This window comes from Bordetella sp. H567, from assembly GCF_001704295.1.
In the GTDB taxonomy this organism is placed as follows: domain Bacteria; phylum Pseudomonadota; class Gammaproteobacteria; order Burkholderiales; family Burkholderiaceae_B; genus Bordetella_C.
The window spans coordinates 684562-697417 of the sequence record NZ_CP012334.1 but is presented as its reverse complement, the minus strand read 5'-3'; the positions used below and the strand labels follow the sequence as shown (position 1 = coordinate 697417).

Annotated in this window: 9 protein-coding genes; 1 reads left to right on the top strand and 8 read right to left on the bottom strand. The window is 63.6% G+C overall.

Features of this window, described 5'->3' with window-relative positions:
* Positions 1–212 precede the first annotated feature (212 nt).
* Positions 213–677 carry an outer membrane protein assembly factor BamE gene (locus AKI39_RS03080; RefSeq protein ID WP_066632307.1) on the top strand — a complete coding sequence of 155 codons (465 nt, stop codon included), beginning with the start codon at positions 213–215 and terminating at the stop codon, positions 675–677.
* 80 nt (positions 678–757) lie between these two features.
* On the opposite strand, the gene AKI39_RS03075 is transcribed toward AKI39_RS03080, so the two are convergent.
* The 8 genes from AKI39_RS03075 to AKI39_RS03040 form a co-directional block, all read right to left on the bottom strand.
* Positions 758–2503: a peptidase M14 gene (locus tag AKI39_RS03075; RefSeq protein WP_066632305.1), complete on the bottom strand. Its 1746-nt coding sequence runs from the start codon at positions 2501–2503 to the stop codon at positions 758–760.
* A 3-nt stretch (positions 2504–2506) separates the two neighbouring features.
* On the bottom strand, positions 2507–3370 hold the full coding sequence (locus AKI39_RS03070; protein ID WP_066642030.1) for an ABC transporter permease: 864 nt from the start codon (positions 3368–3370) through the stop codon (positions 2507–2509).
* 5 nt (positions 3371–3375) lie between these two features.
* Positions 3376–4299: an ABC transporter permease gene (locus tag AKI39_RS03065; protein ID WP_066632300.1), complete on the bottom strand. Its 924-nt coding sequence runs from the start codon at positions 4297–4299 to the stop codon at positions 3376–3378.
* 49 nt (positions 4300–4348) lie between these two features.
* Positions 4349–5878 (bottom strand): ABC transporter substrate-binding protein, encoded by a 1530-nt coding sequence (locus tag AKI39_RS03060; RefSeq protein WP_066632299.1) that lies wholly within the window; start codon positions 5876–5878, stop codon positions 4349–4351.
* Positions 5879–5937: 59 nt separating this feature from the next.
* Positions 5938–7788, bottom strand: coding sequence for an ABC transporter ATP-binding protein (locus AKI39_RS03055; protein WP_338012416.1), 1851 nt, complete (start codon positions 7786–7788; stop codon positions 5938–5940).
* A 161-nt stretch (positions 7789–7949) separates the two neighbouring features.
* Positions 7950–9473 carry a SpoVR family protein gene (locus tag AKI39_RS03050; RefSeq protein ID WP_145925178.1) on the bottom strand — a complete coding sequence of 508 codons (1524 nt, stop codon included), beginning with the start codon at positions 9471–9473 and terminating at the stop codon, positions 7950–7952.
* Between the two features lie 8 nt (positions 9474–9481).
* A complete protein-coding gene (locus AKI39_RS03045; protein WP_066632297.1) occupies positions 9482–10747 on the bottom strand; it encodes a YeaH/YhbH family protein in 1266 nt (421 codons plus the stop codon).
* A gap of 10 nt (positions 10748–10757) precedes the next feature.
* The gene (locus tag AKI39_RS03040) at positions 10758–12683 is read right to left on the bottom strand and encodes a PrkA family serine protein kinase (RefSeq protein WP_145925177.1); all 1926 of its coding nucleotides are present in this window, start codon (positions 12681–12683) and stop codon (positions 10758–10760) included.
* Positions 12684–12856: the final 173 nt, after the last annotated feature.

The window sequence follows — 12856 nt, the reverse complement described above, 5'->3', positions numbered from 1 at the left end:
TGGCCGAACGCGGGCACGTCGCCGCAATGCCCTCATGAGCGGCTCGCGCTCAACGCCATGGGCGATATCCCTGACGCCATACGCGACGCCCTCAACGCCATGGGGTCGCCCCGAGCGCCACGGGCGTGCGGCCACGCCTGGCACATGCCCCCGCCCTATACAACCGCTAACCGGCGGAAGCGACAGTTCCGATCGATGCAGGAGTCCCAAGCATGCAGAAAAACCGCAGATCCCCCGTCCTGGCTTGCGCCGCGCTGATGTTCACCCTCGCCCTGGCGGGTTGCGGAAACATGAGCAAAGTCGATGAACGCGGCGAGTCCGGCACGCTGGCCTGGCCGGATATCAAGCAGGCGACGCGCGCCGGAGGGAGCTATCCCGATCCCGCCCATCTCGCAATGGTGAAGGCCGGCATGAGCAAGTACCAGCTCTACGATCTGCTCGGCCCCCCGCATTTCCATGAAGGCATGCTCATGGTGCGTGAATGGGACTACCTGTTTCACCTGCGTACGCCCACCGGGGACCAGCTGTGCCAATACAAGGTGCTGTTCGATCGCAACCGCGTCGTCGCGGGCGTGCACTGGCGCACGCCATCGTGCGCCGCGGCGGCAAAGGACGCGCCCAGGGCCGCGATTGAAGATGGCATGCCGGCCGCGGCCGGGGCAGCGCGGCACGCCTGAATGCGCCCCGCATGAATTGCCGTGGGGGCGACGCCTGCCAGTCCGCTGGCGCGGCGTCTGGCCACGCGGCCCGGCCCCGCTCAGCGCGCCAGGTCGCGATACGCGTCGACGGCCGCCAGTACGGTCTCCATCTGGACCGTATGCGCGAAACGGAACCGGTCGCCGTAGACGGTCTCGTCGGGAAATTCCGTGATCAGTGCCAGCGGCACTTCCTCGCCCACGCCCTCGGTCCGCTGCACGGGGATGCCATTCATGATTTCGAATCCGCGCTGCAAGGCATGGGTTTCGAACATGCGCATCTGCCGCGCATTGAATTCCACCAGGCCGGGCACCGTGGCGGCCACGCGCGCCGACACGTGTTCCAGCAGTGCCGTGGCCTTGTCCTTCCAGCCCGGATGATGCCGCAGCACCAGGAAAAAGCCCTTGGGTACCGTCCACAGCTCGAAGCCGCGCGGTAGATAGCCCGACAGCGGCCGCGTCCATTCATGCGCGGGATAGCCATGCAGGTTCACATGCAACTGCGCGCCGCTCAATTCGTACGCCTTGCGCCGCGCTTCACGTTCGTACCAGGGCGCCCGCTCGCGATACGCCAGATCGTCGCCCAGTGCGGAATAGCGCGCGGCATGGGCCATATGGCGCGGGTTGTGCTCGCATAGCTCACGGTGCAGGGCATAGCCGTCGGGATTTTCCGACGCGAACAAGACGAAGTGCGCCCCAGGCTGGCGCCTGAGCACCTGCGCGGCGCGCAGCGCGCCGACCACGCCGGACGTCTCGTTGGCATGCTGGCCGCCCGAGATGACCACGGGCTCGTCCTCGCCCTTGATGTAGGTACAGAGTACCGGCCGTCCTTGCCGAGTCTGGACGGTGTAAGGCTCGCCGCCGATGCCCGCCATCTCGTGCGCGATGCGGCCGAACGACAGCGCGCCATCGACCTGGTCCAGCGGCAGGCCAGCGCCGTCGGCCCGGCTCGCGACGACCGCGGGAAAGGCCTTCAATTCGACCCGCACCTGCGCGGGTCCATCCACGCGCCGCACGTCCGGCACGATCTGGCCGGGCTGCAGCCCGCGGTTACCCAGCGGCCGCCCGGAGTGCCGCTGGAAAACCTCCAGCAGGCCGAAATACAGGTCCTCGTGCAGGGCCTCGACCGTGCTCAGGACTTCGTCCTGGTAGTGCAGCTCACGCTCGATGCCGGGGATATCGACGCGGATGTCCAGGCGCTCGAAATACGGTTCCTTGTCACCCCAGGCATGGCCGCGGACCGCGCCGATGATCGCATCGAACGCCTGGGAAAACTCGGTGGGCCGGGCCTCGTCGATCTCCACGCCGTCGGCCCGCCCCTCGACGCGCACCCAGCCCGTGGGCGAGAGATTGACGACGCCGGCGTGATCTTCCGCCACGCGGTTGGGGGCGAATACGCGCGCCGTCTCCGTGCGGCCGCCGGTGTACTTCAGCGTCACCTCGTAGTGCAGGTCCGCATCGCCGGCAATGAATTCCAGGTGTATGCCGTCCAGCAGCCCCGCCAGCGGATACGCTTCCAGCGTGAAGCGACGCTGCACGGCTTCCTGGCGCACCGGATAGCGCACCGAAACGGATTCCAGTCCGGCGGCATCGACCTCTTCCAGGAAGAAATGCACCAGCGGCTTGTAGGCGCTGCGGAATACCGCCGTCACTCCGGCCGCCGCCAGCCGCCGTTCCGCGGCGCGGCGCGCGGCCTCGTCCTCGAACAGCCACGCCTGGACGTGGGCGCCGCGGCATTCATCCTGTTCGAACTCGCGCACCCACGCATCCAGGGTGCGGTCGATACTCCTGTCCAGCAACACAGTCATGGCTTATACCTTTCCAGTCGGGTCGAGACGATCGCGCAGCCAGTCGCCCAGCAGGTTCAATCCCAATACGGTCAGCATGATCGCCAGCCCGGGAAACACGCTGATCCACCACGCGGTCTGCAAATACGTACGGCCGTCAGCCAGCATCCCGCCCCAGCTGGGTATCGTCGGATCCACGCCCAGCCCCAGGAAGGTCAGGCTGCTCTCCAGCAGGATGTTGTTGGCCACGTTCAGCGCCATCAGGATGATCAAGGGGCCCAGCAGGTTGGGCACGATGTGATGGCGCATCATGGCCACGTCGCGCACGCCGAACGCACGCGCTGCCTGCACGAATTCGCGTTCGCGCAGGGCGAGCACCTGCCCCCGCACCAGGCGCGCGTACTGCACCCACTGCGAAATGACCATGAAGAAAATCACGTTGAACAGACCGCCGCCCAGGATGGAGATGAAGGTGATGGCAACGAGGATGAAGGGCAGCGCCAGCTGCACGTCCGCGAAGCGCATCACGATCACGTCCCAGAAACCGCGGTAATAGCCGGCGATCAAGCCCATGACGGTGCCCAGCAACGCACCGAAAAACACCGACACGAAGCCGGCGGTCAGGGATATCTGCCCGCCCACCACCACGCGCGCCAGCACGTCGCGGCCCAGCGGGTCGGTGCCCAGGACATGGGCCAGGCTTCGGAACGGCGGCGTCAGGCGCGCCACCAGGTCCATGCCCTCGCCGCCGTCGGGAAACAGCCAGCCTGACAGCAGCACGGCCAGGACCACGGCGCCCGTCAGCACCACGCCCATCACGAACTCCAGGGAGCGGAAGCGGTTGCGCGAGCGTCGCTTGCCCGCCGTCTCGGTCAGCGTCGTTTGCATGGGATTCATCGGATGCGGATGCGCGGATCGACGATGCCGTAGGCGATATCGACCAGCAGGTTGACGAGAATGATGAGCAGCGCCAGGACCGTGACCGCACCTTGCAGCACGGGGTAGTCGCGTGCCGCGATGGCGTCGAAGGCCAGGGTGCCCATGCCGGGCCAGTTGAAGACCTTCTCGATCACCACGATGCCGCCGATCAGGCCACCGAACTGCAGGCCCATGTACGTGATCAGGGGAATCGAGCAATTGCGCAGCGCATGCTTGTACAGCACCACGCGTTCGCGCAGGCCCTTGCTGCGCGCCACCATGATGTATTGGGCCGACAGCGTTTCCAGCATGGTGGTGCGCACCAGCCGTACATTGGTGGCGCTCAGGATCACCGCCATCGTCAAGGCCGGCATGATCAGGCTTACCGGACCATCCCACCCGGAGGGCGGCAGCAGCGGGAAGGTAATCGACAAGAGCAGCACCAGCATCAGTGCCAGCCAGAAATTCGGAAAGGAAAGGCCGATCAGCGAAAAAATCCGTATCGCCTGGTCCGCGGCCTTGCCCTTGTGCACGGCCGCATGCACCCCCAGCGGAATGGAAACCAGCAGGGACAGCGCCAGTGACACGAAGGCCAGCAGCAGCGTGGCGGGCAGCGCGTCGCCGATCAACTGGGCCACCGACGTGCCGCCCATGAAGCTGCGGCCGAAATCGCCCATCACGATGCCGTGCATGTACGACAGGTATTGCACGGAGAACGGCCGGTTCAGCCCCAGCGCCTGGCGGATGTTCTGCAAATCCTGTTCGGTGACGCTGCCGGCGCCCTGGCTGAGCATGATGGCCGGGTCGCCGGTCAGGCGCACGGCATAGGAAACGAGCAGCGTCACGGCCAGGATCACGAAGATCGCCTGCAGGACGCGTTTGATAAGAAAACCGATCATCTCGAAGGCGCCCCGGGACGGGCCCGGGGCGCGAGGCAGGTTGGCGAGATCACTCGACGCTGGCGTCGACGAAACGGAACCGGATATCGCCCGGTACGCTCAGGTTCTTGACCCGCTTGTTCACGCCCACCACGGTATCCAGCGCATAGAGCGGCATCTCCAGCGCGTGGTCCGCCACGTAGGCCGCGATCTCGCGCAGGGTCTTCTGCCGTTCCTCCACCTTGTAGGTATTGCGCTGCGCGTCCAGCATGGCGTCCAGCTTGGCGTCCTTGTCGTAGGGATTCCACTTCTGCCCGGTGTGGTACATCAGGTAGGCGGTGTTGTCATAGTCGTAGGTCCAGCCGCCCCAATACATCTGCCACAGCTCGCCGGTCTTGCCCTGCGGAATGATGTCGTTGATCAGCACCGGCGTTTCATAGGGCTTGATGGTGGTCTTGATGCCCACGCCCTGCAGATAGCCGGCGATGGCTTGCGCCACTTCGCGGAACTGCGAATCGCTGCCGCGGATATCCAGCTGGATCGCCTCGCCCGGCTTCACGCCGGCCTTGGCCAGCAGCTTCTTGGCCTCGGCCGGATTGAAAGGCAGCGGCTTGAGCGCCGGGTCGTAGCCGAAGGACAGATCGCCCTGGAAGCTGGCGATGGGCTTGGCGTAGCCCATCAAGAGCTGCTTGATGATGGCATCGCGGTCCACGGCCATGATCAGGGCGCGGCGCACGTCGCGGTCCTTGGTGATGCCGCGCGAGGTGTCATAGCGCGCCACCACCGTGCCGGGGCCGCTGGTGCTGACGACGGTCGCATTGCTGGACTTCTTGATCGTATCCACCAGGCCGAGCGGGACGGCGGTGGCGATGTCCACACGGCCCGCCTGCAGTTCCGCCACCTGGGTGGCGGGCTCGGCGATGAAGCGGTACAGCACCTGGTCCAGCTTGGGCTTGCCGCCCCAGTACTCATCGTTGCGCGCCAGCGTCAGGCTGATCTTCGGCTTGTACTCGACGAACTTGAAGGGCCCCGTGCCCACCGGATGCTCGTTGAAATAGGCATCGCCCTTTTCCTGGATGTACTTCGGCGGCACGATCATGCCGCCGTAGCCGGCCAGCTTGGTCAGGATGACGGGATCCGGCCGCTTCATCACGAAGTCGACGGTATGCTCATCCACCACGACGACCTTGTCGATGGAGTTGTAGTTGGACTGCTGCGGCCCCTTGGCGCCTTCCGGCCCGAGCAGCCGTTCGAAGGTGAACTTCACGGCTTCGGCGTTGAAGGGCTCGCCGTCATGGAACTTGACGTTCTCGCGCAGCTTGAAGCGAATGCGCGTGTCGTTGTCCAGGAATTCCCAGCTGGTCGCCAGGCCAGGCTGCAATTTCATGTCCGCGCCGCGCATGGTCAGGCCGTCGAACAGATTGCTGCCGACCGACCCCCACCACGTCACGAAGGTGTCGATGGGATCCCAGCTGCCGGCATCCTGGGTGATGGCCACGTTCAATGTGCCGGCCGCGTGCGCCGGCGCCGCGGCGGCCAGCGCGCCGCTGACGGCCAACGCCGCGCCCAGCGCGCGGGCGGTCTTGGTGAAGGTAAACATGAGCGCCTCCAGGGACGTTTGCGTCAACGATGAAGAAGAAAAAACGGGATCCATTGCCATCACGCCGCCTCGGCCACCAGATGGCCCGGCGCGACTTCCACAAGCGGGACAATGCGGGGGCCGTCGCCGACGCGCCGCACCGCACTGGGAATTTCGCCGGTCAACAGCGTGGTATCGATATGCCGGCCCGGTTCGGCCACCGGCACGGCGGCGAGCAGCTTGCGCGTGTAGGGATGGCGCGGCGTTTCGAAGACATCGCGCCGGCGCCCCATTTCGACGATCTGGCCCAGGTACATGACCGCAACGCGGTGGCTGACCTTCTCCACCACCGCCATATCGTGCGTGATGAACAGATAGGAAAGGCGGCGGTCCTTCTGCAGGTCCATCAGCAGGTTCAGGATCTGGGCCTGGATCGACACATCCAACGCTGAAACCGATTCGTCGGCGATGATCAGGCTGGGATCGCTGGCCAGCGCGCGCGCGATGCAAACGCGCTGGCGCTGGCCGCCGGAGAACTCGTGCGGGTAGCGGCGCGCATGCTCCGGGCGCAGGCCCACCTGTTCCAGCAATTGCGCCACGCGCGCCGCGATGGCTTGTTCGCCATGCGCCAGCCCATGCGTGACGATGGGCTCGGCGATGCTGAATCCCACCGTCTTGCGCGGGTCCAGCGATGCATAAGGATCCTGGAAGATATATTGGATCTGCTGCCGCAGGCGTCGGCGGCCCGCGGCGTCCATGGTGAATACATCCTGGCCCTGGTAAAGGACTTGTCCGGACGTCGGTGCGATCAGCTGTTGCAGCGTCTTGCCGATGGTCGACTTGCCGCTGCCGGACTCGCCCACCAGCGCCAGCGTCTCGCCGGGATAAATATCGAAATTGACGCTCTCGACCGCATGGACACGATGGGTGACGCGCCCCAGGAAGCCCCGCCCCACATCGAAGCGCGTGGTGAGCCCGCGCGCGCTCAGCAAGGGCCGCCCATAGTCGGCGGTGTCCTGCAGATGGGTGGAACCGACTTCGCGCAGCCCACCCTCTTCCAGCACCACATGAGGCGTGCGGACCGGCAAGTCGCGCCCCGTCATGCTGCCCAGGCGCGGCACGGCCGCCAGCAGCGCACGCGTGTAGGGATGTTCCGGCGTGCGGAAAAGGCGCTCCACCGGCCCCTGCTCCACCTTGCGGCCACGCAGCATTACCACCACATCGTCGGCCATTTCGGCGACCACGCCCATGTCGTGCGTGATGAAGATGACCGCGGTGCCCAGGTCCCGCTGCAGTTCGCGGATGGTATTCAGGATCTGCGCCTGGATGGTCACATCCAGCGCCGTCGTGGGTTCGTCGGCAATGAGCAGCCGCGGCCGGCAGGACAAGGCCATCGCGATCATCACGCGCTGGCGCATGCCCCCGGAAAGCTGGTGCGGATAGCGGTCCAGCATTTGCGCCGCGTCCGGCAGGCGCACTTTCTCCAGCAGCGCCCGCGCCGCTTCCCGCGCGGCGGCGCGCGACAGGCGCTGGTGCAGGATGATGGCTTCGGTGACCTGGTCGCCCACGGTGAAGACCGGGTTCAGCGAAGTCATCGGCTCCTGGAAGATCATCGCCACGTCGTTGCCGCGAATGGCGCGCATGTCGTCTTCCGGCACACGCGTCAGGTCGATTTCGCGGCCCGCCTTGTCCCGCAGCAGGATGCTCCCCGCGGCGATGCGGCCGCCCGTGTAGTCGGTCAGCCGCATGATCGCCATGGAAGTCACCGACTTGCCGGAGCCGGATTCGCCGACGATTGCCAGGGTACGGCCCGGATAGACATCGAAATCAAGCTGGTCAACGGCACGAAATACGCCGTCTTCGGTCGGGAAATCCACCGACACCCCGCGCAGGGAAAGCAGCGGGGAAACCGTATCTGCGGGCGTAGGCAAGGAAGGAGGCACGGCGAAGGGAAAACAGGGATGTTAACGATTTATCGGTAAATCTTGAACAATGTGCCGCCGCCGGCGCCCCCGGGGAAACCCTGCTTGCGAAAGGCAAAAAAATGGGGCTCCTGCCCCATTTTTCCTTGCGTGTCGCCCTCCGCCCCCTTTTAGCGCGCCAGCTCCCGGAACGCCAGCGTCTGCCCGTCGGCGTCGGTTTCCTCCATGCGTACCTTGAAGCCCCACAACCGGGACAGGTGCTTCATGACCTGGTCGGCATCCTCGGCCACCAAAGGCCTGCCGCGCGTCTGCTGGTGCCGCAACACCAGCGAGCGGTCCGAATCGCGGTTGAACTGGACGACCTGTACGTCCGGCACCAGATTGTCGCGATTGTGCTGTTCGGCCAGCAGCTTGCGCACATGGCGATAGCCTTCGTCATCATGGATGGCGACGACTTCCAGCTGGGGGTTTTCCTCGTGATCCGCGATGGCAAAGAAGCGGAACTCGCGGATCAGCTTGGGAGAGAGGTACTGCGAAATAAACGATTCGTCCTTGAAGTTGCGCATGGCGAAGTCCAGCGTCTTCAGCCAATCGCTTCCGGCAATGTCCGGGAACCAGTGGCGATCCTCTTCCGTGGGGTGTTCGCAGATGCGGCGGATATCCGTCATCATCGCGAAACCCAGGGCGTAGGGATTGATGCCGCCGTAGCCGCGCTGGTCGAACCCGCGCTGGCTGACCACATTGGTATGGCTTTGCAGGAACTCGATCATGAAGCCGTCGTCGACCAGCCCTTTCTCATGCAGGCGGTTCAGGATCGTGTAGTGCCAGAACGTCGCCCACCCCTCGTTCATGACCTTGGTCTGCATTTGCGGGTAGTAATACTGGGCGATCTTGCGCACGATGCGCACCAGTTCGCGCTGCCACGTCTGTAGCTTCGGCGAGTACTTTTCGATGAAGTAGAGGATGTTCTCTTCCGGCTCGCGCGGGAACACCTGTTTCTTGGCGGTGTCCGACTGCTCTGCCTTGGGAACCGTGCGCCATAGGTCGTTGAACTGGATCCGCTGGTATTCCTCGCGGTCGGCGACGCGCTGCAGCTCTTCCTTGTAGGACACGGGGTTGGGCCGCTTATAACGGTCCACGCCGTGGGAAGACAGCGCGTGGCAGGAATCCAGGATTTCCTCCACGGCCTCGATGCCGTAGCGGTCTTCGCAGGCCATCACGTAATTGCGCGCGAACACCAGGTAGTCCAGCACCCCATCGGCGTCGGTCCATTGGCGGAACAGATAATTGCCCTTGAAGAAGGAATTGTGTCCATAGCAGGCATGCGCGATCACCAGCGCCTGCATCGCCATGGAGTTTTCTTCCATCAGGTAGGAAATGCAGGGGTTCGAATTGATGACGATCTCGTAGGCCAGCCCCTGGACACCGCGCCGATAAGCCTGTTCGTTGCGGATGAATTCCTTGCCGTACGACCAGTGCGGATATCCCACCGGCAGGCCGGCGGACGCGTAGGCGTCCAGCATCTGTTCCGAGGTGATGATCTCGATCTGATTGGGATAGGTATCGAGCTTGAATTCCGCGGCGACCTCGGCAATGGCCTCGTCGTAGCGGCGGATCAGCTCGAAGGTCCATTCCGATCCGGTGGAAATGGGGGACGCCAGATGCGTCGCCCGCGGCCCTTCCAGCCTGCTCATGGCGCTATTCATACAACGGCCTCCTTCCTGAACAGCTCATGGAAGACGGAGAAAATCTCGCCGCGCTCCGCGATGCGCCGCATGACGAAGTGTTCGGCCGGCTCCCGTTCGTACTCTGCCCACAAGCTGCTCTTGCGCACGTCGTGCGTATCGTGGATTTCGATGTACGCGAAATAGCGCGCCGAAGGCAGCAGGTGCTCGGACAAATAGCGGGCGCTGCGGGCGGCGTCGGCGCCGAAGGAATCGCCATCGCTGGCCTGCGCGGCATAGATATTCCAGGTGGACGGCGAATAGCGCTTTTCGATGATTTCCTGCATCAGCTCCAGCGCCGACAACACCACCGTACCGCCGCTCTTGGGGTCGTGGAAAAAGGTATCTTCGTCCACTTCCTCGGCGTTGTCCGTGTGGCGGATGAACACCAGGTCCACATGCTCGTACTTGCGCATCAGGAACAGGTACAGCAGCGTGAAAAAGCGTTTGGCCAAGTCCTTTTTGTTCTCATCCATGGACCCGGAAACGTCCATCAGGCAGAACATCACCGCGCGCGCCATGGGGACAGCGACGGATACCCGGTGGCGGTAACGCAGGTCGATCTCGTCCAAAAAGGGGACGCGTGCCACCCGTTCACGGGCGGATTCGACTTCCGCGCGCGCCGCTTCCAGCAAGGCAGGAGACGCGCCGCGGCGCTCGAGGTCCTCCAGCTTGTCCTCGGCCTCGGTGAGCTCTCGACGAGCCCCGATGCTGAGCGCGATGCGCCGCGACAAGGACGCCTTCAGGGTGCGACCCACCGCCAGGGAACTGGGCGAGCCACTGGTCGTGTAGCCGGCCCGGTGCCATTTTTTCTGGTGCACGTCGCCCAACTGGGTACGCGCCAGATGAGGCAATTCCAGGTCTTCGAAGAAAAAGTTCAGGAACTCGGCGCGCGACAAGGTGAAAGTGAACTGGTCCACCGAATCGCCCTCGCCGGGATCGCCACGGCCGCTGCCGTCGCCTCCCCCGTCGGGGCGATCGATGGTATCGCCCTTGGCGAATTCCCGGTTGCCGGGGTGCACGATTTCGCGGTCGCCACCCACGTCGTGGCGCAAACGCGGCTCGGAGATATCCCGGGTGGGGAGGTTGATCTCCCCGCCCTGGTCCATCTCTTCGATCGAGCGCTCGCGTATCAGGTCCCGCACCGCCTTACGGACTTGGTTCTTGTAGCGCCGCAGGAACCGCTCGCGGTTCACGGCGCTTTTGTTGCGCCCATTGAGACGACGATCGATAAGTGAATTCATACTACCTCGCTCAGGAGGACTTTCTCACCCGCAAGTACCACTCGCAAAGCAGCCGGACCTGCTTTTCGGTATAGCCTTTTTCGACCATGCGCTCCACGAAGCTCTGGTGCTTGCTCTTGTCCTCCGCCGACGCCTTGGCGTTGAAGGAGATGACCGGCAGCAGGTCCTCCGTGTTCGAGAACATCTTCTTCTCGATGACTTCGCGCAGCTTCTCGTAGCTGGTCCAGGTGGGGTTGCGTCCACTGTTGTTGGCGCGTGCCCGCAGCACGAAGTTGACGATCTCGTTGCGGAAGTCCTTCGGATTGGCGATACCCGCCGGTTTTTCGATCTTCTCCAGCTCGTCGTTCAGGGCCGATCGGTCAAAGCTTTCACCCGTTTCGGGATCCCGGAATTCTTCGTCCTGGATCCAGCAATCGGCAAAAGTGACGTAGCGGTCGAATATGTTCTGCCCATACTCGGAATAGGATTCCAGGTAGGCAGTCTGGATTTCCTTGCCGATGAATTCGGCATATCGCGGCGCCAGGAAACCCTTGATGAACTCCAGGTAGCGTCGCCGGGTGTCCTCCGGAAAGTCTTCGCGGGCGATGCGCTGCTCCAGCACGTACATCAGGTGCACCGGGTTGGCGGCGACTTCCGTCTGGTCGTAGTTGAAGACGCTGGACAGGATCTTGTACGCGAACCGCGTGGACACGCCGGTCATGCCCTCATCCGTCCCCGCGTAATCCTTGTACTCCTGCAGGGCCTTGGCCTTGGGATCGACGTCCTTCAGGCTTTCGCCATCGTAGACCCGCATCTTGGAATAGATGCTCGAGTTTTCCGGCTCCTTCAGCCGCGTCAGCACCGAGAACTGGGCCATCATGTCCAAGGTGCCCGGGGCGCACGGCGCATTCGCCAGCGAGCTGTTGTGCAGCAGCTTGCTGTAGATCTGGATCTCTTCCGTCACCTGCAGGCAGTACGGCACCTTGACGATGTAGATACGGTCCAGGAACGCTTCGTTATGCTTGTTGTTGCGGAAGGTCTGCCATTCGGATTCATTGGAGTGGGCCAGGATGGCCCCATTGAACGGGATGGCGGAAAAACCCTCGGTCCCCTTGAAGTTGCCTTCCTGCGTGGCGGTCAGCAGGGGATGCAGCATCTTGATGGGCGCCTTGAACATCTCCACGAATTCCAGCAAGCCCTGGTTGGCCAGGCACAGGCCGCCGGAATAGCTGTAGGCGTCCGGGTCGTCCTGCGAGTAGCGGTCCAGTTTGCGGATGTCGACCTTGCCGACCAGCGAGGAAATATCCTGGTTGTTTTCGTCGCCCGGTTCGGTTTTGGCGATGGCCACCTGGCGCAGCACGGACGGGTTCAGCCGCACGACGCGGAACTGCGAAATATCGCCGTCGTATTCCTTGAGCCGCTTCACCGCCCAGGGCGACATGATGCCGGTCAGGTAGCGGCGCGGTATCCCGTAATCCCGCTCGAGCTGGTCGCCGAAGCGGGTAGGGTGGAACAAGCCGAGCGGTGTCTCGTTGACCGGCGAGCCCTTCAGGGCGTAGATGGGGTAGATTTCCATGAGCGTCTTCAGACGCTCCGCGATGGAGGATTTCCCGCCGCCCACCGGCCCGAGCAGATAAAGAATCTGCTTGCGTTCTTCCAGGCCTTGCGCGGCATGCTTGAAAAACGACACGATCTGCGAGATCACGTCCTCCATGCCGAAGAATTCCTTGAAGGCCGGATAACGCCGGATCACCCTGTTGGAAAACAGCCGGGACAGACGCAGGTCGTTGCGCGTGTCGACGAGTTCGGGTTCACCGATCGCAGCAAGCATCCGTTCCGCTGGACTGGCATATGCCATCGGATCACGCTTGCACAGGTCCAGGTATTCCTCGAGGGAGAGCTCGGTTTCCTGATCCCGGGCGTACTGCGATTTGAAGCCTTCGACGATGTTCAGCATCGGGATACCTCCAACAACATCAGAAAAGGTCTAGCCGTCCGTCCGTCATCCCCATTGTGTGCCCTATTTGGCTCCCTGTCGCCAGCGGTACAGATTCATGGTGACGCTATGTTGCTTTCCCCACACACAGCTATCGCAACGGTATTACGGCCATACGATTTAGTCCGGCCGCG

Coding starts and splice junctions, on each gene's coding strand:
- AKI39_RS03080 (WP_066632307.1), top strand. CDS start 213: ATGCAGAAAAACCGCAGATCCCCCGTCCTGGCTTGCGCCGCGCTGATG.
- AKI39_RS03040 (WP_145925177.1), bottom strand. CDS start 12,683: ATGCTGAACATCGTCGAAGGCTTCAAATCGCAGTACGCCCGGGATCAG.
- AKI39_RS03065 (WP_066632300.1), bottom strand. CDS start 4,299: ATGATCGGTTTTCTTATCAAACGCGTCCTGCAGGCGATCTTCGTGATC.
- AKI39_RS03070 (WP_066642030.1), bottom strand. CDS start 3,370: ATGCAAACGACGCTGACCGAGACGGCGGGCAAGCGACGCTCGCGCAAC.
- AKI39_RS03060 (WP_066632299.1), bottom strand. CDS start 5,878: ATGTTTACCTTCACCAAGACCGCCCGCGCGCTGGGCGCGGCGTTGGCC.
- AKI39_RS03075 (WP_066632305.1), bottom strand. CDS start 2,503: ATGACTGTGTTGCTGGACAGGAGTATCGACCGCACCCTGGATGCGTGG.
- AKI39_RS03045 (WP_066632297.1), bottom strand. CDS start 10,747: ATGAATTCACTTATCGATCGTCGTCTCAATGGGCGCAACAAAAGCGCC.
- AKI39_RS03050 (WP_145925178.1), bottom strand. CDS start 9,473: ATGAGCAGGCTGGAAGGGCCGCGGGCGACGCATCTGGCGTCCCCCATT.